The 20665-nt window shown below is 38.5% G+C and carries 14 protein-coding genes; 8 read left to right on the top strand and 6 right to left on the bottom strand.

Features of this window, described 5'->3' with window-relative positions; translation table 11 throughout:
- Positions 1 to 106: 106 nt before the first annotated feature.
- Both ABJD64_RS16895 and ABJD64_RS16890 read left to right on the top strand, forming a co-directional pair.
- Positions 107 to 964, top strand: a complete 858-nt coding sequence (locus tag ABJD64_RS16895) for a PASTA domain-containing protein (protein ID WP_348181761.1) — start codon at positions 107 to 109, stop codon at positions 962 to 964.
- 53 nt (positions 965 to 1017) lie between these two features.
- Positions 1018 to 2883, top strand: coding sequence for a T9SS type A sorting domain-containing protein (locus ABJD64_RS16890; RefSeq protein ID WP_348195185.1), 1866 nt, complete (start codon positions 1018 to 1020; stop codon positions 2881 to 2883).
- A gap of 13 nt (positions 2884 to 2896) precedes the next feature.
- Here the strand turns inward: ABJD64_RS16890 and nspC are convergent, their stop codons facing one another.
- Positions 2897 to 4015 (bottom strand): carboxynorspermidine decarboxylase, encoded by a 1119-nt coding sequence (gene nspC / locus ABJD64_RS16885; protein WP_348181759.1) that lies wholly within the window; start codon positions 4013 to 4015, stop codon positions 2897 to 2899.
- 12 nt (positions 4016 to 4027) lie between these two features.
- Positions 4028 to 5233, bottom strand: coding sequence for a saccharopine dehydrogenase family protein (locus tag ABJD64_RS16880; RefSeq protein ID WP_348181758.1), 1206 nt, complete (start codon positions 5231 to 5233; stop codon positions 4028 to 4030).
- Positions 5234 to 5409: 176 nt separating this feature from the next.
- On the opposite strand from ABJD64_RS16880, the gene ABJD64_RS16875 reads away from it, so the two are divergent.
- From ABJD64_RS16875 to ABJD64_RS16850, 6 genes are all read left to right on the top strand, one after another.
- The gene (locus ABJD64_RS16875) at positions 5410 to 6042 is read left to right on the top strand and encodes a DUF4136 domain-containing protein (protein WP_348181757.1); all 633 of its coding nucleotides are present in this window, start codon (positions 5410 to 5412) and stop codon (positions 6040 to 6042) included.
- Positions 6043 to 6147: 105 nt separating this feature from the next.
- Positions 6148 to 6918 carry a 5'/3'-nucleotidase SurE gene (surE, locus tag ABJD64_RS16870; protein ID WP_348181756.1) on the top strand — a complete coding sequence of 257 codons (771 nt, stop codon included), beginning with the start codon at positions 6148 to 6150 and terminating at the stop codon, positions 6916 to 6918.
- Between the two features lie 86 nt (positions 6919 to 7004).
- Entirely contained in the window at positions 7005 to 7361 is a 357-nt protein-coding gene (rpsF, locus tag ABJD64_RS16865; RefSeq protein ID WP_348181755.1) for a 30S ribosomal protein S6, read from the top strand.
- A complete protein-coding gene (gene rpsR, locus ABJD64_RS16860) occupies positions 7358 to 7609 on the top strand; it encodes a 30S ribosomal protein S18 (protein WP_263050496.1) in 252 nt (83 codons plus the stop codon). The genes rpsF and rpsR overlap by 4 nt, the downstream gene beginning before the upstream one ends.
- Positions 7610 to 7618: 9 nt before the next feature.
- Positions 7619 to 8062 (top strand): 50S ribosomal protein L9, encoded by a 444-nt coding sequence (gene rplI / locus ABJD64_RS16855; RefSeq protein ID WP_348181754.1) that lies wholly within the window; start codon positions 7619 to 7621, stop codon positions 8060 to 8062.
- A gap of 1959 nt (positions 8063 to 10021) precedes the next feature.
- Positions 10022 to 14710 (top strand): glycosyl hydrolase family 18 protein, encoded by a 4689-nt coding sequence (locus ABJD64_RS16850; protein ID WP_348181753.1) that lies wholly within the window; start codon positions 10022 to 10024, stop codon positions 14708 to 14710.
- A gap of 134 nt (positions 14711 to 14844) precedes the next feature.
- On the opposite strand, the gene ABJD64_RS16845 is transcribed toward ABJD64_RS16850, so the two are convergent.
- From ABJD64_RS16845 to ABJD64_RS16830, 4 genes are all read right to left on the bottom strand, one after another.
- A complete protein-coding gene (locus ABJD64_RS16845) occupies positions 14845 to 15201 on the bottom strand; it encodes a hypothetical protein (RefSeq protein WP_348181752.1) in 357 nt (118 codons plus the stop codon).
- 22 nt (positions 15202 to 15223) lie between these two features.
- The gene (locus ABJD64_RS16840) at positions 15224 to 18124 is read right to left on the bottom strand and encodes a response regulator (RefSeq protein WP_348181751.1); all 2901 of its coding nucleotides are present in this window, start codon (positions 18122 to 18124) and stop codon (positions 15224 to 15226) included.
- Positions 18102 to 20147, bottom strand: a complete 2046-nt coding sequence (locus tag ABJD64_RS16835) for an OmpA family protein (RefSeq protein WP_348181750.1) — start codon at positions 20145 to 20147, stop codon at positions 18102 to 18104. The genes ABJD64_RS16840 and ABJD64_RS16835 overlap by 23 nt, the downstream gene beginning before the upstream one ends.
- Positions 20148 to 20209: 62 nt before the next feature.
- Positions 20210 to 20650: a response regulator gene (locus ABJD64_RS16830; protein WP_348181749.1), complete on the bottom strand. Its 441-nt coding sequence runs from the start codon at positions 20648 to 20650 to the stop codon at positions 20210 to 20212.
- Positions 20651 to 20665 lie beyond the last annotated feature (15 nt).

Below are 20665 nucleotides of genomic sequence, written 5' to 3'. Positions count from 1 at the left end.
ATGTTTTATTTTGAAATCGTGAGGTGTTTGTTTTTATGAATACCTTTTATTTATTTTTTTCAAGGATTCCGTGTAATTTGCCGCGTCACCTAGTTGAAAGAAAAAAATGAGTAAATCCGAACCTGGAAAGAAGGAGCTGTTAATGCATATAGGGATAGCAGGATTAGCTTCAATTGGCATTTTGCTATTTGTTTTTTACATTTATTTACCAATTACAACCAATCATGGTGAAAGCATGACGGTTCCGAATCTGGAAGGCATATTGCTAGACGATTTAGGGGAGTTTCTAGAAGAAAGAGATTTGAGGTATGAGGTAGAGCCAGACTCTGGATACTCACCAAAATTCCCACCCTTAGCTGTTTTAAAGCAATTCCCATTGGCCGAAGCCAAAGTGAAGGAAGGTAGAAAAATATATATCACGCTTAATGCATCTAAGCCACCAGTAGTAAAGATGCCATCCTTGATTCAACGCTCATTGAAAAATGCGCAGTTAGAATTGAGAAGTTTGGGGTTGCTGCTTGGTGAAATAAGATATAAACCGGATTTTGCACTCAATACGATTTTAGGCCAATATTATAAGGGCAAAAAGCTTAAGGCCGGAGAAGAAATTCCGAAGGGTTCTAAAATTGACTTTGAAGTTGGGGATGGTTTGGGCAACCAGACTTTTCAGATGATGAACCTCACAGATATGGATTTAGATGAGGCTGTATTTGTTATGAGGGGTTATGGCTTGAAACTTGGAGATGTCTTTTATGAAAAAGAGGGCAAAATCATTAAGGAAAAGGAAGCCTCGAATGGGGAGGCCGTGATTGAATCAATAGAAGCCGAACCAGGTCGAGTATTCAAGCATACTCCTAACACAAAAAACAAAGCAAGAATCGGACAAGAAATAGATTTGTGGATAGTTGAGGTAGACTCTACTAAGATTGAAGAAATACCGACATTGGATTTGGTGTCAGATTGATCTTTTTAATTACAAAATAAAAATCTGATTCATCGTTTTAGAGAAGTATGAAAATGTTTAAATCTCGTATTGGTTTAATTGTTTGCCTGACAATCTGTACGGTGACCAGTTATGCACAACTTCTGGTTCAGCCAATCAAAAGGATTCAAAATGAGTTATCACATACAATTCAATCTCGTGTCCTGGCAACAAAGGACACAATTTCATTACCTTTTTGGGATGACTTTTCTTTTTCATCAATTACTCCAGATAGTACCCTCTGGGAGCTGAATACTGGAGTTTTGGTCAATGGTACTTTAGGAAAAATTGCTCCAACAATTAATGTGGCATCATTTGATGGCAATGATTTGAATGGCAATCCTCACCTGTCTGGAGAAGGAACAAGCATAGTAATAGATCAATTGACTTCTCAGCCCATAGATTTGTCACTGGTATCTGCGGCTAAACGAGCATCGGTCTATTTGTCTTTTTATTGGCAAATGGGAGGATTAGGTGAAGTTCCGGAAAATAAAGATTCGTTAAGACTTGAATTCAAAGATGCTACAGGAGAATGGGTCAAAGTCTTCGACTTAGCTGGTGTTCCTGAAAATCGGCATGAAGGATTTACAAAACATGCTATTCAGATTGAACTTGATGAATATTTCCATTCAGGATTTCAGTTTCAATTCACGGCCGTGGGAAACAGTGGTGGACCCTATGATACCTGGCATATAGACTATGTTTATCTCAATCAGGATCGTACTATAGATAGCGAGTCCATAATTGATCGAGCCATTGCCAGTTTACCAAGCTCAATGTTTAGCCAATATACGATGATACCCTACGATGTTCTATTTGATTTCCCTGACAGCATTTATAAGAGCATTGATGTTGAAATTTCTACTTTGCAAAATAACATACACCCAGTATCCTATCAGTATTCGCTCAGAGATACCTTACTCAATAGCATTTTGTATAATATTCCAGCAACAACTGGTCCTCCATTGGCAAATTTAGGCCGTAATACAATAAATGTCGCAGCGGCAAATTCTGCTAACTTACAGGCTGCTGCAACTGATTCTTTGTTCCTTGAATCAGAGCTAATATTAAGAACGAGTGATGATTTTTTTATTACTGAAATCAACGGAAGTGATACAGTTTATTTGGTTGACCCGTTTTACAACTACAGACTTAATGACACAGTCAGAAGGTATCACGAAATTCATCAAACGTTAGCCTATGACGATGGTCAAGCTGAATATGCAGCAGGCCTAAACAAAAATGAAGCTCAAATTGCTGTTTATTTCAATATTCCGAGTCAGGACACCCTGACTCACGTGGATATCTATTTCCCTCAGATAAACCCTTCAGCTTCAGGCGAACGTATCATTTTATCTATTCTAAGTGATACTACAGGTGCAGCGAGGGATGTGATGCGATTGCAGGAGTTTGTAATAACGGGAGGTGCAGGGCTCAACGTATTCGATCGTTTCACTTTTGATATTCCGGTTATAGTTTCCGGAGAATTTTATGTTGCTCTCCAGCAATTCACTAATGATTATATAGGCATAGGTTTGGACAACAATAATCTGATTGGGACCCAGAAAATAGTAGTGAACACAGAGGGGAGATGGACTCGAAATGCAAAAGTGGAAGGAATTATTATGTTGCGACCAGTTTTTGCAGACTCTGATTTTGTAGTTGCAGGAACAAATGACCTGATGAGTGCTGAGCTAAATGTTTACCCCAATCCAACTGATAATATATTGAACATTGAAGGTGAATTTGATCACTATGAGTTGTTTAATCTTTCGGGCAGAATGATTACCTCCGGAATTACAAACCACCTATCTGTGCAAGCACTTTTAGATGGAATATACCTTCTTAAGGTAAGTACTGGACAGACAATCGAAACACATAAAATCATAGTTCGACATTGATAATAAATGCAGATTAGGACAATCTGTTTTTATAATCCTCATAATTAAAGGTTTTGACCAGTTCGAGCTTACCGCTTTTCTTTCTGATTACAATAGCCGGATGTTGTACACCGTTGAATGTTGTGGTTTTCACCATAGTATAGTGTATCATGTCCAAAAATTCAATTTCATCACCAATAGTAAGTGGTCTATCAAATGAATAATCTTCAAGGAAATCCCCAGCCAAACAACTTACTCCACCCAGCCGATATTTGAATTCCCCTCTATCTGCATCAGAATAGCCATAGGCAAGATTGGGTCTATATGGCATTTCCAGACAGTCAGGCATATGGCAAGTGAAAGAGGCATCAATGATGGCCGTTTTTACACTCCCATGATCAACTATATCGAGAACAGTTGTTTTTAATGTCCCTGTTTCCCAGGCAAAGGCACTACCGGGCTCCAAAATCAGATTCAAGCCGTGCTTGGCCTTAAATGCCCTCAATATTTCGACCAAATGCTTTGTGTCATAATTTTTTCGAGTCATCAGATGCCCCCCACCCATGTTGAGCCATTTAATTTGTGGCAACAAGTGGCCAAATTTTTCTTCAACTGCCGCTAAGGTCTGCTCTAGTGCATAAGAGTCAGATTCGCATAGTACGTGAAAGTGGAGGCCTTCGACAAAGTTCGGAATTCCATTTTTTAAACTATCAGATTTCACACCCAATCTGGATGTAGGGGATGAAGGATTATACAAGTCGGTTTTTACGTCAGAGAATTCAGGATTGATCCGTAGTCCTACCGATACACCTTGTTTTTTTGCTCTTTCACCGAACTGTTGTAACTGATTCAGAGAATTGAAAGAAATGTGACTAGTGCCATCTAGAATTTGACCTATCTCACTTTCTTTATAGGCAACCGCATAGGTATGGGATTTGGTATGCATAAACTCATTGCAAAGCATCATCTCATGCAGCGAACTTGCTGTAGCACCGGACACATATTTGAGTACAGTAGGAAAAGCACTCCACATAGCAAACCCCTTGAATGCCAGAATAATTTCAATCTCGGCCTGATCAGCAATACGCTTGATCAACCTTAGATTGTTTTCCAAAGCCTGTTCGTCAAGGACAAAGCTGGGGGAGGGAATCATGATTTGCATGTACTATTTTACTTCCAAATCTATATCGTGCAGCTCATGCCAAGGAAGACCTTGGATATTTAGTTTCTCCATGAATGGATCAGGATTGAACTCTTCAACATTAAATACTCCTGAGCCAGTCCATTCGTTCGTCAACACCATCATGGCCCCGATCATAGCTGGTACTCCGGTAGTATATGACACCCCTTGTGCACCTGTCTCGTTGAAAGCATCCTGATGTTTACAATTGTTATAGACATAATATGTCTTCTCTTTACCATCTTTCATGCCCTTGATTCTACAGCCTATTGAGGTTTCGCCTTCATAGTTTTCCCCCAAACTTACCGGATCGGGCAATACAGCTTTCAAAAACTGCAAAGGAACAATCTCTTTTCCTTCATAATTGACTGGTTCTATACCGGCCATCCCAATGTTTTGAATTACTCTCAAATGCGTCAGGTATTCATCACCAAAGGTCATCCAAAATCTTGCTCTTTTTAATGAAGGGAAGTTTTTGACCAGTGATTCCAACTCTTCATGATAGATTACATAAGAAGAACGTTCACCAATGTTTGGATAAGAGAGTTCTTGTCGGATTTCATGAGGCTCTGTTTCTATCCATTCGCCATTATCATAATACCTGCCTTTTTGAGTCACCTCGCGAATATTAATCTCTGGATTGAAATTGGTTGCGAATGCTTTACCATGGTCACCCCCGTTGCAGTCCACAATATCAAGGTAGTGAATTTCATCAAAATGATGCTTAGCGGCATAAGCCGTATAAATGCTTGTAACACCAGGGTCAAAACCACAACCTAGTATTGCAGCAAGTCCGGCCTGTTTGAATTTGTCCTGATAAGCCCATTGCCATTTGTATTCAAATTTTGCCTCATCTTTGGGCTCGTAATTAGCTGTGTCGAGATAATGGACACCAGTTTCAAGACAGGCATCCATAATAGTTAAATCCTGATAGGGAAGGGCAACATTGATAATTAGTTTTGGCTTAATTTCATTAATGAGTTCAACTAATTCAGGAACATTATCTGCATCGACCCGGGCAGTATGAATTTCGACTTTTAGTTCTGAAAATACATCACCGGCTATTTGTTCGCATTTGGATTTCGTTCGACTGGCCATCCAAATATCAGAAAAGACATCTGAGTTTTGTGCGCATTTGTAGGCAACAACTCTACCTACACCTCCAGCGCCAATAATTAATATTCTTGACATCACTATAGGGTTTTGAAAATTCAAATTTATATAACGTTGTCGTCTATTTTACAAGAACTGAATTTATTAATTCAATTCACTGTTAATAATTACGAATAGATAAATTTTAGTTAAATTGTAGGGTTCAATCATTATAGCAATGGGATTGTTACTTCAATTGTAAATCAAAAAAACCAATGATACGAGCATATTCAACATCACTCAAAAATTATTCTCTATTTGCTGTCATCATTCTATTGGGCAGTTGTCTTTCACAAAAAGACTTCATAACCGATTCGGATTACAGTTATGGAGGTAAATTCAAAAAATACAGGACATACAATTTTATGTCTAGTCCGGAAAATGATACACTTTATCATCGTGAGATATTAGAAAAGACTATTGCCTCCAGGATGGGAGCGCAGGGGTATTTCAAGCAAGCAAAAAAGCCCGATTTGCTGGTGATGTATAAAATATTTTATGACAACTTCTCCTTAAGGGGATATAATCAGCCTCACTTTGAAAGTTGGGTTAACAATGAAATTGTTGCAGAGGGGGAGGACAAAAAACAGAATCCTTCTAAGGATTTCTTTGAAGATGAAGAAGTTGCAGGAGAAGAATACCGGGTGAGTAATTATGAAATGAACGATGGAACTCTGCTTGTAGTTTTCTTTGACAGAAAAAAGAAGCAAACAGTTTGGCAGGGTTATGCTTCTGGAGTTTTTTCAAGAGATAACAAGGATTCACGGAAAAACATTAAAGTAGCTACATCTAAAATATTTAATGAATTTAGATTGATTGCTGATGGCTATGTCATTAAGGGCGGCTGATTTTCAAAATCTTTAATTATTGTTAAAGACCCGATGAAAATTGGGTCTTTTTTTTCGTTTATTTTGCACGCAACAAATTTAAAGACCACATTAAAAGACGATCAAATGTCCAAACCTCTAATTTTGATTTCAAACGACGACGGCGTTACCTCATCTGGTATTAGAAAACTCGTTGAACTAATGTGTCAAATTGGCGAGGTCGTAGTAGTAGCGCCCGATGGACCACAATCAGGTATGGGGCATGCAATCACAGTTGGGGACACACTCCGCTTGTCTAAAACTGATATTTTTGGGGGTATCCAGGCCTACAAATGTTCAGGTACTCCTGCAGATTGTATTAAGCTTGCCAAACATGAGGTGCTTAAAGGCAGAAAAGTGGACTTGGTTGTTAGCGGGATCAATCATGGTGCTAATACGAGTATCAGCGTGTTGTATTCCGGGACGATGTCCGCAGCTATCGAAGGGGCCATTGAAGGAACACCGGCAATTGGATTTTCGCTCTGTGATTTTAGTTGGCATGCGGACTTTTCGCATGTTGATGACCATATTTTGAAGATTGCTTCTGAGGCTTTAGCGCATGGCCTCCCTGAAGGAATTGCATTAAACGTAAATATTCCTCCTAAGCAGAATGAGAAAATAAAAGGAATCAAAGTGACCAGACAAGCAAATGCGCGATGGGAAGAGGAATTTGACAAGCGAAGGGATCCACATGGTAGGGATTATTACTGGATGGTCGGAAACTTTGTAAATCATGATAAAGGTGAAGATAATGATGAGTGGGCGATAGCCAACAACTACATATCTATTGTGCCTTGTCAATTTGACTTGACAGGACATCATGCCTTCAGTCATTTGAATGAAAAATGGGACTTATAACCTTCAAAAGATGGTGGTCTTGTTGGTGATTATCACAATACTTCCTACTTTTGCACCTCAAAATTTTTTAAACTAAATATTTCATAATGAAAAATTACGAGACGGTATTCATTTTAACTCCCGTTTTGTCTGACGATCAGATGAAGGATGCTGTCGGAAAGTTTAAGAAGGTACTAGAAGATGGAGGTGCGAAAATCATCAACGAAGAAAACTGGGGCCTTAAGAAATTAGCTTATCCGATTCAGCACAAAAAAACAGGGTTTTATCAATTGTTCGAGTTTGAAGCAGAACCTACATTAGTAGATATGCTTGAGACTGAGTATAGAAGAGATGAAAAAATCTTAAGGTTCTTGACTACTGCGTTGGACAAGCATGCACTGGCTTACAATGTAAAAAGAAAGAGTGGTGCATTTAACAAAAAGAAAGAGGAGGTAAAATCATGACACTAGTAAACGAGCCAATTAACAGAGCCGATCAGAAGAAAAAATACTGTAGGTTCAAAAAGAATGGTATCAAGTATATTGATTACAAGGATGCCAACTTTCTATTGAAGTTTGTAAACGAACAAGGTAAGATTTTGCCTAGAAGATTGACTGGAACAAGTCAGAAATTTCAAGGTAAAGTTTCTCAAGCTATTAAAAGAGCCAGACATATTGCTTTGTTACCTTATGTTACTGATTCACTTAAATAAAACAAGGACATGGAAATTATATTGAAAGAAGATATCAAAGGCCTTGGATATAAAAATGATACGGTAGACGTAAAGCCAGGGTACGGTAGAAACTACCTGATCCCGCAAGGGTTCGCTATGATAGCAAATGTTTCTAATCGTAAGATGATTGCTGAAAATATCAGACAAGCAGCTCATAAGGCTGAGAAGCTAAGACAAGATGCTCAGGATCTTGCCAATTCAATTGGAGAAGTTGTATTAGAAATCAAAACTAAAGCTGGCGAAAGCGGTAAGATTTTTGGTGCTATTACTGCACTACAAGTTTCTGATGCCTTAGCTGCTAAAGGGTTTGAAATAGACAGAAAAAAAATAAGCTTTGAGGGTCAGGTAAAGAACGTAGGTGAATATAAAGTGTCTTTGGATTTACACAAGGAAGTTCAACACAATGTAACAATCAACGTCGTAGCTGAATAGAAATATATAAAGCTAGAAAATAAAAAAAAACGACTTCAATTTGAGGTCGTTTTTTTTATTTTCTCATTATTGATACATTGCCATAAATTGAGGATCAAGCCAATTTTCGCTTAAATATCTGCTATAATCGATATGAAGTATCTTGATTGGAAATTGCTGAATTTGGCAACAAAGTCTTAACCACTTCTTAGAAGCAAAACTTTTGCGATCGAATAAACATTTTTTGAGTTATTCACATTTGGGCGTTCAAGGTTTAGTTTGTTTTTAACAATTGCTGCTATGCCCTTTGCTAGCTGATTCTTTAGTTTTGAAGTATCGATCGAATTGTACCTAGAGGTGTCTATGCATAGGGGGTAATCATGTTCTAACAATAAATTGAACATTGCATCCCGCAAGTTTGTATATTCATACCCTTTATGAAATCCTAATTTATGCTGTTTAGATTTTGCCTCTCTAAGAAAGGAGAGTATCTGAATCGTAAAAAATATTTTCGATTTGCTTCCCATCGGTTTTCATTGTTTTTTCTCATAGTGTGCTCTCCATGAGCCTATCTAACTTTAAATGGAATAAATTCAGTACCAAAATAAGGCTCGATAAATGGGCCTTTCAATATTTCATTTATAGCACCTCACTTCGTTAAGCCGTACCATCCAATTCTAAATTCAAACAATTCCGATTCGGATACAATTTGCCTATTTTGCCAATATTGATTAAAATAAGAAGGTGCCCCGAATTCGTATCTTAACTAATCACATAAAAATTATTGGTCAGGGACATTTTTTCTTGTGAGAAAATAGGCTACGTCAATTATTTCCGGTCGACCTCTTCTAACTTTTCTATAATAGCTCCTTATTATCCTTAGAATAGCTGTCATTAATTATTTAGTTAATATTTTTCAATCTAAAATCGGTTTCTATTTAGGTTAATATTCAATTCATTGTTCTGATTCAGATCAGGAACTTTAAGTTGATGTGGATTACGGTTTTGGCAAGTCGCAATTAGATAAATAGCCAATAAGAGTTCAATAGGCGATGTCAGGTCTATAACCAGCTGGGCCATACAGTGCTTCAGTTTGAAATCATTTAAACAAGTCGTCATGATGGTTTTATTTTAATAGTTAATCATTTTGGGAGGTACGGCTCCATCGTACGTCGGACATATTTTTTGCGTACATGATGAAGCGATTGAGAGAAACAGACAGATTATAACCGTGGGTGAAATCTTAAAGAATGTGGTCATGTATTAAATTTTTAATAAGAAAAAATTAGATGCTGGTTTATGGTTTCGAAACGATGAATAGGGCGCTATCCACTTTCTGTATCAGATGTTCTTGATAACTTAGAATCACTTCGGATTCTTTTTTTATACTATTTGTGCGATAGCATTGAATAAGGAATAACTTCTCAGAAATGATAGATGAAAGATCAGTGCTTTTCTTATTAAGCCTTCTGCTTTGATTATTAAGCCCCGCAGTCAACAATAAAACGGCGCAAAACGCATAGCAAACACTTCTGAACTTCTCTTTCATCTTTTAATAATATTTTAACCACAAAATGGTTTGTATTACTTTATATCAGATAATAAATAGTGCAGGTTAAAGCGGTTGATTCATTTGAATGATAAATGCATTGAGAAGGATAAATTCTACCTACCTAAAGGAAAAATGTATTCTTGGAATTACTAAAAAGGAATTTTTTGAAGTGAATATTGAATGGCAAGTGCAATAAATAATTCGAATGCGGGCCTTCGTTGAAAAATACGAAGCACCTCTTCCGACAAACATCCTACATTTTTTTTAACAATGGAATATATCTGCAATTCCGCGATGACTTGTCCCCATTGAGCTAAATAATTCTAAAACGGATAAATGATTGGCTAGCTTCTAAATTGGTAAGCGCATACCAGGTAAATTAATTATTCATTTATACCAAACTAACTATGAAACACTCATATAAAACTATGAGCTGGAAGAGGTGCGTCCATCGTAAACTGCACCAATTATCTCTCTATTTACTATTTCAAGTATTGCTTGTACCTATGACCTTCGCACAGGTTGATACAGGCGGAAATGCAACTACGGCTAATCATTCGAAGCAGATTATTGGGTATATCACACAATGGGATGCATGGAAAGCGGCGAATGCCGGTCTGCCATCGGCAGGTGCTCTTACGCACATGAATATTGATTACTCCAAATACACAATTCTAAACTATTCATTTTTTGGAGTAGCACAAGATGGTTCTTTACATAGTGGTGATCACAGGAATAAGAATATCTATCAATCTGGAGCCGTTCAGGCGCCAGCTGATATTCTGTTCACTGACATTTATAGCAGCTGGGATTTCCACATTCTATTTGGTGAACTCGATCCCATTCAACATGTCAATGAGGCGGCGAAGCTAAGGGCTGAATCGCATGGATATGTGGTAGAACTGGGTGGAAATACCTGGAGTCATCCCGCTTGGGGTTTGAGCGGTGCCCTACCTATTCCGGTACCAAAAGAGGGAGGAGCTCCAGGGATTCTTGAGATGGCTCATCAGAATGGCGTGAAAGTTATGGCATCAATTGGTGGATGGAGTATGTGTAAGCATTTTCCTGAAATGGCTGCTGATCCGGTAAAGAGGGCCACTTTTATCGCAGATTGCCAAAAGCTTATCAATATGGGATTTGATGGGATTGATTTGGATTGGGAGTATCCGGGACCATACAGTGGTATGAATTTTACAGGAACGACTGCTGACTACAATAATTTCAAAATTTTGGTAGAGGAAATTCGGGTAGCCATAGGTCCGGATAAACTAATAACTGCCGCTTTCTCTGCAGCTGTTCCTAAGCTGCAAGGATTTGATTGGGCCGGATTGGCAAACACCATGGACTACTTCAATATGATGTCCTATGATTACAACGGAGGCTGGTCGAATAAGGCCGGACATAATTCGCCACTTTATACCTATGACAATGCAGAGGCCCCTCAGGCCAACTGGCATGATACGTTTAATGGATTGGTCGCAATGGGTGTTCCTGCAGCCAAGATCAACATGGGGTCTGCTTTTTATGGTCGAGGAGTGATTACAAATGGCTCTGCTTCATTGAACGCTGCTACGGTAAAGCGTAACGAAAATGTGCAACCGGATGGTCCTATTAGTACGTGTGCTGATTTTACAAATTGGCCGAAGGATGTCTATGATGGCACACCAAACTATTTCTTCATCAAGCAACAAGCACTTGGGGCAAGTAGTGGATGGACTGAGCATTGGGATGATCAGGCCAAGGTACCTTATTTGACTAAGGACAACTTCTTTCTGAGTTATGACAATGAGCAATCTATCGGACTTAAAGCACAGTATGTGAAAGACAATAATCTGGCAGGTACGATTGTATGGACAGTTTATGGCGATCTTGAGTTCAGTGGTACAGCTCAATCATTTGGAACCAAATTGAAGCGCTGGTCCAATGTCAACTCTGAATTAGTCAATAAAATCAATGAAGTATTCGCAGATGGAGGCACACCCCTAAACCAACCACCTACCGCAACCTTAACTGCTCCACTAGACGGAACTTCTTTTCAAGTAGGAGAATCAATCACTTTGGAGGCTGGTGCTTCTGATACAGATGGAACAGTGACCAAAGTTGAATTCTTCGCAGGAACTACGAAGCTGGGCGAAGATACTTCGTCTCCATATAGTTTTACATGGAACAATGCTGCCGTTGGTAACTATGCTCTGACTGCAAAGGCAATTGATAATGAGGCTGCTTCCGGAACCTCATCTGCGATTGCGATAAGTGTTTCTGATGGTACAGGAATAGACCCACAGGTATCTATTTCAAGTCCATCAGCGGGAGAAGAACTGACGACAGGTGCGTCAGCTATCTTGACAGCTAATGCGTCTGACAGTGATGGTACAATAGCCAGTGTTGTTTTTACCGTAGATGGGCAGAGCTATGCGGCTACTTTGAGTGGAGGTAATTACACAGCTAACTGGACTCCAAGTGCCGATGGTTCTCATACCATCTTGGCTACTGCCACGGATAATGATGGTTTGACTGAAACGGATCAAGTAACTGTGACCTCTTCTACTCCAAGTACCTGTTCGGCTCCCGCCTGGGACGCGAGTACTGTTTATAACGGAGGAGATCAGGTTTCTCATAATGGCATATTGTATCAAGCGAATTATTGGACGCAAAACAATGACCCATCTACGCATAATGGACAATATGCACATTGGCTAGACTTGGGCCCCTGTGGAGACCCTCAAAATCAGGCTCCAACGGTTTCAATTACAAGTCCAGTCAATAACTCCTCTTTTAATGAAGGAAATGTTGTAATAGATGCTAGTGCCAGTGATTCAGATGGCACAGTCACGCTTGTAGAGTTCTTTGTAGATGGAACCAAAGTAGGAGATGATAATTCAGCACCATACAGCTTTTCTCAATCTTTTTTAGCCGGAAGTTATGCTTTATCTGTAGTAGCTACTGATGATCTTGGGGCAACAGCTACCTCGTCAACTGTGAATGTTACGGTGACAGCAATTGGTAGTAATGTGCCACCTACTGTCGGTATTACTGCACCTGCTGATGGAGCTAGTTATACGGTAGGAGACATAGTATCGATCGCAGCAACGGCTGGAGATTCTGATGGTACAGTTTCTAAAGTTGAATTTTTCGTTGGGGCGACTAAGGTTGGCGAAGATTTGTCATCTCCTTATAGCTTAGATTGGACCAGTACGGAAGGAAACTTTGCCTTAACTGCTGTCGCAACAGATAACGAAAGCGCATCTACTACCTCTTCGCCAGTAAATATCACAGTGGTTGCTGATGGTGGTGGCGATTGCACGGCACCTCAGTATCTGGAAAATGGAGGTTATTCAGCAGGTAGTGAAGTTCAAAACGATGGGAAGAAGTATCAATGTAAAGATTATCCATTTAGTGGGTGGTGTAATGGGTCCGCATGGGCTTACGAACCTGGCGTAGGGGCACATTGGCAGGATGCCTGGAACGATCTAGGTGACTGTGGTGGAACGAACCCTCCTGGAAATCAATTACCCGTTGTCTCAATCTCGGCACCCGTGAGTGGAACGAATTATGCAACTGGAGCAACTGTCAATATCTCTGCATCAGCTTCAGATGTTGATGGCTCAGTTTCTAAGGTAGAGTTCTTTGTAAATGGCATCAAAATAGGAGAGGACCTGTCTTCACCATACTCTATTACCTGGGCCTCAACCGATGGTAATCATCAACTTCTTGCCAAGGCCACAGATAACGAAAATGCGTCAGTTGATTCCGCGCCTGTAAACATCACAGTAGGCACGGTTACACCACCTACAGGGGACTTACCTGATCGAGTATTGGTAGGTTATTGGCATAATTTTATTAACGGAGCCGGAGCATTAAAATTGAGTGAAATTTCTGACAAGTGGGATGTGATTAATATTTCCTTTGCAGAACCATCGACTCAACTGGGCTCAACGATGGCTTTTGTGCCAGATAATGCCATTTATCCAACCGTTCAGGAATTTAAAAATGACGTGGCTGTACTGCAAAGCCAGGGTAAGAAGGTGCTGATTTCACTTGGTGGTGCCAACGGCGCTATTCATTTGACTACAGCAGCAGATGCACAAGCCTACAGCAGTTCTATGATCAACATCATTACAGAATATGGATTTGATGGCCTGGATATTGATTTGGAAGGAAGCTCATTGTCTTTGGATGCTGGAGATACTGATTTCAGAAATCCAACCAGTCCTAAGATTGTAAACTTTATCAACGGAACCCAGACCATACTGAATCATTTTGGTGCAGGTTTTATTTTAACAACTGCTCCGGAGACACTTTATGTGCAAGGTGCGTTGAATAGTTATGGAGGGGGAGCAGGTGCGTACTTGCCTGTTATTTATGCTTTTAAAGACCGTCTGAATTATATCCATGTACAGCATTACAATACCGGATGTATGTTAGGACTAGGTCAGAATAGCCCATGTTATCAGCAAGGAACGGCTGATTTTCAAGTGGCCATGGCTGAGATGTTGTTGCAAGGATTTCCAGTGCCAGGTCATGCTACAGGATTTCCAGCTTTGAGACAAGATCAGGTGGCCATTGGTTTACCAGCCTCACCGCAAGCTGCGGGTGGTGGGTACACTACACCAGCTACGGTGCATCAGGCCTTGGATTATTTGGTAAAGGGTATTTCCTATGGCGGAAACTATACTCTGGTTAACTCGGGAGGATATCCAAATTTTAGAGGGTTGATGACCTGGTCAATCAATTGGGATGAGTTCTACAACTTTGAATTTTCTAACAATCATAGAACTTATTTGGATGGTTTGGGTGCAGCTAGCGCTAGAAATTTGGATCACGCCAATCAGTTAACTGATGAACTACCTGAAGAGAATATGGATGCGGTTCTATTTTACCCTAATCCTTTTAATAACGAGGTGAGCCTTACTTTTACGCTAAGAGAAGAGCAGAAAGTGAGCTTATCTGTCTATAATCAGATGGGGGCTAAAGTCGTTGATTTAGTTCAAGACAATTCATTGAGTTTAGGTAGTCATAAGATTACATGGAATTCAGAGCAGATGCCCAGTGGACTGTATCTTTTCAGATTAGGAATTGGAAATGAGGCTACAACTTATAGAATCGTTAAACAATAGATTTTTTAGTAAATAAAATAGTTCCTTACGGAATAAGCGTTTAAACCAGAAATGCCTCAGACAGGTGTTTCTGGTTTTTTATTGCTTTATATATAATTTGTAATAGCTCCAACTTCATCTGACAATCAAGAGTGCTAGTTTGAGTTTTCTTGCCTGAAGGAGATCAGAGCTTTTTCAAGTTGTGAGCAATAATCAACAACTACCTTGACCAATTCCTGAATCGCAAATGTGTCGTTAAGGTCTATCGATTGATACCGGTTTATCACTTCACACATTTCTTCTAGATTTAAAAACCTCAGTGTTGCGATTAGCTCATGCACAATTGACTTAATGCCATCAGTATTTTTACTTAACGCATATTCTTTGTAGTCATTTTTAAACTCATCCAATTTAGCAATAACCATATCACAAAAGGTAACTGCAAAACCTGGTTCGAAATGTTCCGCTTTTAATATTTCCAGGTTGATTTCCATTTTACTTTCTACTTCCATCTCATTATTAGATTTGTATTTTTCATTTTAATTTCTCAAACTTTTGAATTGTCAACAGCAATTGTTCTTCTTTAAATGGCTTAGGTAAAAAGCCAGACATTCCTGCTGCGATAAACTTCTCTTCAGCATGCTCATTGACTTCGGCAGTTAAGGCAATAATTGGGGTTGGACAATCTGGAAATCGTTCCAGAAGCTTGCGTGTTACTTCATAACCATCCATATCTGGCAACCTTATATCCATAAATATCAGGTCAAACTGATCTGGGTCAAACTTTTCTAAAGCTTCCGACCCATTATTGGCATATTCAACAATTATCTTCCATTTGTTAAAATATTGTGAAAGTACCAGTTGATTGATCTTGTTGTCTTCCACACAAAGAACCCGCATTTTTATTAAGGTTTTCCTTGCGTTGATCTCAGTGCTCAGCTCATTATCTTTCTCTTTTTCTTTCTCTTTGGCAATTTTTAAGGGTAATACGAAGAAGAATTCTGAGCCTTTCCCTGTCTCGCTCTTCACTTGTAGTTCACCACCCATCAGATTCACTAATTCTTTGGATATGGTAAGTCCCAGGCCTGAACCTCCGTATTTCCGGGCGGTAGAAATGTTTTCCTGTTCAAAACCTTCAAATATTTTATGCAACTTATCTTGATGAATGCCAACACCTGTATCTTTTATATGAAAGCCTACATAGACTGTATCCGGAGTTTTACGGTCTAATTTCATTTCGAGAGTAATTGATCCGGTGGTAGTAAATTTTATTCCATTTCCGATCAAATTCATCAATACCTGTGTAATCCTCAGTTGGTCACCCATAAGATATTGTGGCAACTCTAAACTAATGGCTTCTTCCAGCTGCAACCCTTTTTCTGACGCCTGATTTGACATTGATTTTATAAGTCCTTTGGTCAAATTGATGATGTCGAATACCTCGATATTCAATTTCAATTTTCTTGCTCGGATCCTACTAAAATCCAACATGTCATTGACTAAGGAAAGGAGGTGTTTACTTGAAAACTCGATTGCTTTTAAGTTTTCAAGCTGACCATCCAAATATTTCTGTGAAAGTAAATGATCGGCTAATCCAATAATGGCATTTAATGGAGTTCTTATTTCATGGCTCATTGATGCCATAAAATGTTCTTTAGCCTTTGATGTGCTTTCTAGCTCTTTCAGGGCATTGATTAATTTTAGTTCGTTTTCGGTTTGTTCGGTAACATTTTGTAGTGAGACGGAAATACTTTCTTTTTTGCCGGAGGTCGTAAAATCCAGTTGAGAATTCATATCTATGTACAGCGTCCCATTATCATCAGTCTTTCCTTTAAACCTGATGTGGATAGGTTCTTGTGCGGCCAACATTTTTTTCCAATTCAATAAGACCCTTGACCTATCTTCATTATCTATGAGTTCATTCGGAATATACTCGTCAGAACTATTCTGAATTGCTTTTTTTCTTTTTGTATCAGATATTCTTAATGTTTTAAAGAAGTTGTCTGAATAGGAAAATGTTTTTTTCTTATAATCATATACCATGTTAGTTACTTTTGCCATTTCCTGAGCCTCCAAAAGTTGTTCCTTGGTTTTCTCAATTACAATTTTTTGCTTCTTAAACCTTCTGTTAACCCAATGCGACATTAGTAGCATTAAGATTAATGCCAATAGTATCCAAGTGAACGTTTTTATATTTTCCTTATTCATTCGGTCAAGGGCATCTTTTGCTTCTTGAATATCTTTAATCTCCCGATCCTTATCCTCGAGGATAGTTCTTAGTTTCAGTATCAACTCGCTGCTCGCATTTTTTGTAGTTTTGAAGGCTTCTTCACTTAGAACAATAGATTTGTTCAATTCTTCTAACTGAATCAAAAGATGCTTGTGGTCAAGGTGTGAAATATGCGTGAGACGTGAAACACTGTCCTTTAAGCTGTTGATGAAATCACCTTGTTTCTTCAATTCACCCTCCTGATTATTGAAAAAATATTTGCTACTATCTAACCCCTGACTCACGGCTAATTCGGCCTGTATAGCCATGGAGTCTTGCTCTGGGTTTTGAGCCAATTGAATCAAAGTGTCTGCTACAATGCTATCACTTGCCAAAACTGTCTTTTGTGATTGACTCATAGGAGTGCTTTTATTGATCGTTAAAACGATTTGATTGGATTTCAAGAGTGTGTCTATTGCTAGAACTTTGTAACCTTGAATATGAATATTACTCAACTTCGAATTTGCCGGTATGAGCAATGATCCATTGTTATCGGATTTATAATATTCTCCGTTAATAATTACTGATATTTCCTCTGTTGGAGTTCCTCTTACGCTCTGAAGGTTTACCGTGATTACTTTTTGAGGCATTGACATCTCATGAGCAACCAGCTTGAGATGAATGGTAGCACTTTCAATATCGTCATTAACAATGCTCATCTGGAGTCTATGACCATCAATGTTGAAGCGATTGGGAGAAATGTCATTGTCCTCAATTGGGATTTCAAATGAAAATTCACCTTTATTTCCTGTCATTGTAGATTGCACCTGACGTCCAAAGAATTCAATCTCAACCGCTGATAAACCAGTGCCGTCAGATAATAACACCTGACCATTCAGATGTCTTATGGTTGTCTCTCTCATTTCAATGAGCAATTCACTATTGTTATACACCCAAGAAGCCAGTTCGAATCCCATTTTTTTTGCGATTAATTTTTCAGGCCTTTTTCCGAAATCAAAAGATTCGAAAATGATATATCCTGTGGAATCTGAAAATGAATGAATTGTGTCATTAATGATCACCTGTACACCGTCTATTTTTTCGCCCGTGCTTTGATTCGTGACTATACCAGGTAAGTCGTTATTATTTGGTATATCGCTTTTGTTGGTTGCACTAACAAAAAATAGGATTGCCAATATCAAGCTATAGCTCATTTTTCTGCTCATATTGGTGAAATGTTATTTCAACGCGTCTATTTTCTGAATGACTTGCCTCGTTATCCCCTTTCATTATAGGTTTTTTTGCTCCTACACCCTTTACCAAAAAATTATTAATCAAAATCTTCTTGTCTAGTATGTATTCATAAACTGCATTTGCCCTCTGCCAAGACAATTGCTGGTTGTAACGAGAGCCTCCTCTTGAGTCTGTATGACCTAGTATGTGAACACTTGATACATTGTTGTATACAAGTGAACTTTCACATAAGGAGTCCAATAATTTTTGATTGGAATTGCTCAATTCATACTGATCATAGTCAAAGTATAAAACCTTGACTATTGAGTTCATCTCATGAGATTTGTTTTGGCTATAACTAGATTTTTCATAAACCAAATTAAGGCTATCAACCCAATAGCTTTCACGCGTATTGGGTACTACTGCTATGAAGGGATTCTCTTCAAAGTCATTTTTAATATCAATGTTGATTTCTTTGACCTTGGGATGGGTATTCAAGTTTGCAATCGCTTTTGGCTCTGAGTCATTAGCGCCAATGAAAAAGTTGAATTCATTGTTGTTTTGATCTTTAAAAGAAACATTAACAATGTAATCGTCTTCATGGATGTCTAATGAGTCTTTGATGAAGGTTACATGCATTTCCTTATTGATCGGCATGTATAGAGAGTAGTTGCCATTGATGTCTGTGTAACTCCGAATAAATAAAGAATCATATTCTAAATCTATTTCAACATTTGCGAGTGGAATTTGGCCATTTTTACTAGCTACATGACCTTCTATTTTGACTTTATTAAACAGAAAAAGACGGTATAAATCCAAAGATCCATATCCTCCCAGTCGCGACGAGGTTAGGTATCCGACTTTTCCATGAACGGAATAGTATGTGTCTTCTCCTACAGAATTTATAGGATACCCAAGATTGATCGGTTTTGACCAGCTGCCATTTTCTTCGTTAAAGGAGGATCTGAATATGTCATAACCGCCTATAGAGTTGTGTCCACGGCTGCTAAAATAAAAAGTACCATCATCTGCCAAAAAAGGCGAATCTTCGTCATAATCTGTATTCAGTTCTGAAAGTGGTTCTGGTTCGGACCATTTGCCATCCTCAAGCATGTGCGACATGTATAAATCCAGATCCATTCTAGTGGATTGGAAATCAGAAGCAAAGTATATTGTTTTTTCATCCGTAGTGATAAAACAGTGTGTATCACTCGCCAATTGATTATGAAAATTAAACTCACTTTCAATTTGCCAAACATTATCTTTCAAAAAAGAACTGTATAATTTGCCATCATGATATGAGATCATCTTCTTTCCATTAGAGAATATCTGCACAGTGGCGTCATGCCTTTTGTCCTTGACCAAGTCAGTAGCTAATGCTTTTGGTAAGGTCCAATTGTTGTTAGAATCAATAGTAGTTTTATAAATGGTTTCAAATGATAAACCGTCAATGTCGGATTTTTTGGTACTGTCCTTTCTTGATGTAAATAATAAAGTATTATAATGATTGAATATTACCGAGCTGTACTCCCTATGTGTGCTGTTTACTTTTGATCCAAAGTTTTGAACAATATATCCCTTCTTATTATCATAGTGTTCCATGGTATTGCCTATTTTGTTTTTTAGATTTCGAAATGCAGGATCATCTAAATGATGGGATTGATTGACAAGATTCATGGCGCTAGAGAAATCCTCTAATTGATAATTTGCCCGAATTAGATTGTAGGTGTTTGCTTCATCCATTTGCGATAACTTTTCAATGAGCTCTTTGGCTTTCTGAGGTTGGTGCAATTCCAAATAAGATTGTGACATGTAATGAACTAATTCGTTGCTCATAACAATAGAGTCACTGTTCGATTCGAAGTGGGCTAGCGCCGTAGCGTAGTTTCCTCTTTCGAAATACTTAATCCCTCTATTGATTAATCTTTCTTGTGAATATGCGTTTTTATGATAAAAAAGCATTGCTGAGAATATAAACCACCCAAAAAGAGACCTGCCACTTGCCATTATTTTCATTATTAAGTTCTCAAATATCAGCTAGAATAATCCCCTTAAACTGACATCGATTTTGTGTGTAGCTAAGCACTTGTCCGGATCTCCCGATTCCAATCGAGTTTACTGAAATATTGGGTATAGTTATTTTTTAACTTCAAGTACAATTGCTCCGTTAGAGGTTTCTTAATAAAAAAAGGTATTTCCTGATTGTTAAATGTTTCAATGTCTGCTTGCTTTTCCGAACTCGATAGAATGCAAACCATTACTGGACGTTTTTGTGAACGGATTAGATCCTTGACGCTATTGTAAAACTCCCAACCGTTCATTTCGGGCATCTCAATATCCACTAAAATGATATTAGGCAGTTTTCCTCCAGGAGCCTTAAGAAGTTTAATCGCTGCGATTGCGTTGTTGCTATATATTATGTTTAGCTCGGGATCTATTGACTCAATTACCGATTCGCATAACATAATATCTAACTCGTTGTTGTCGATTACCATAATTTCACTAATCCTACTTTTCATTATCCTTATTAGATA

It is taken from the genome of Reichenbachiella sp., from assembly GCF_039944555.1.
Lineage (GTDB): Bacteria > Bacteroidota > Bacteroidia > Cytophagales > Cyclobacteriaceae > Reichenbachiella.
Note: the sequence above shows the minus strand (reverse complement) of the source record. Positions and strands in the feature narration are given on the sequence as shown.

Bases quoted from the DNA above. Each gene is read 5' to 3' on its own strand.
- ABJD64_RS16895 (WP_348181761.1), top strand. From the start codon at position 107: ATGAGTAAATCCGAACCTGGAAAGAAGGAGCTGTTAATGCATATAGGG.
- ABJD64_RS16890 (WP_348195185.1), top strand. From the start codon at position 1,018: ATGTTTAAATCTCGTATTGGTTTAATTGTTTGCCTGACAATCTGTACG.
- nspC (WP_348181759.1), bottom strand. From the start codon at position 4,015: ATGATTCCCTCCCCCAGCTTTGTCCTTGACGAACAGGCTTTGGAAAAC.
- ABJD64_RS16880 (WP_348181758.1), bottom strand. From the start codon at position 5,233: ATGTCAAGAATATTAATTATTGGCGCTGGAGGTGTAGGTAGAGTTGTT.
- ABJD64_RS16875 (WP_348181757.1), top strand. From the start codon at position 5,410: ATGATACGAGCATATTCAACATCACTCAAAAATTATTCTCTATTTGCT.
- surE (WP_348181756.1), top strand. From the start codon at position 6,148: ATGTCCAAACCTCTAATTTTGATTTCAAACGACGACGGCGTTACCTCA.
- rpsF (WP_348181755.1), top strand. From the start codon at position 7,005: ATGAAAAATTACGAGACGGTATTCATTTTAACTCCCGTTTTGTCTGAC.
- rpsR (WP_263050496.1), top strand. From the start codon at position 7,358: ATGACACTAGTAAACGAGCCAATTAACAGAGCCGATCAGAAGAAAAAA.
- rplI (WP_348181754.1), top strand. From the start codon at position 7,619: ATGGAAATTATATTGAAAGAAGATATCAAAGGCCTTGGATATAAAAAT.
- ABJD64_RS16850 (WP_348181753.1), top strand. From the start codon at position 10,022: ATGAGCTGGAAGAGGTGCGTCCATCGTAAACTGCACCAATTATCTCTC.
- ABJD64_RS16845 (WP_348181752.1), bottom strand. From the start codon at position 15,201: ATGGAAGTAGAAAGTAAAATGGAAATCAACCTGGAAATATTAAAAGCG.
- ABJD64_RS16840 (WP_348181751.1), bottom strand. From the start codon at position 18,124: ATGAGCAGAAAAATGAGCTATAGCTTGATATTGGCAATCCTATTTTTT.
- ABJD64_RS16835 (WP_348181750.1), bottom strand. From the start codon at position 20,147: ATGAAAATAATGGCAAGTGGCAGGTCTCTTTTTGGGTGGTTTATATTC.
- ABJD64_RS16830 (WP_348181749.1), bottom strand. From the start codon at position 20,650: ATGAAAAGTAGGATTAGTGAAATTATGGTAATCGACAACAACGAGTTA.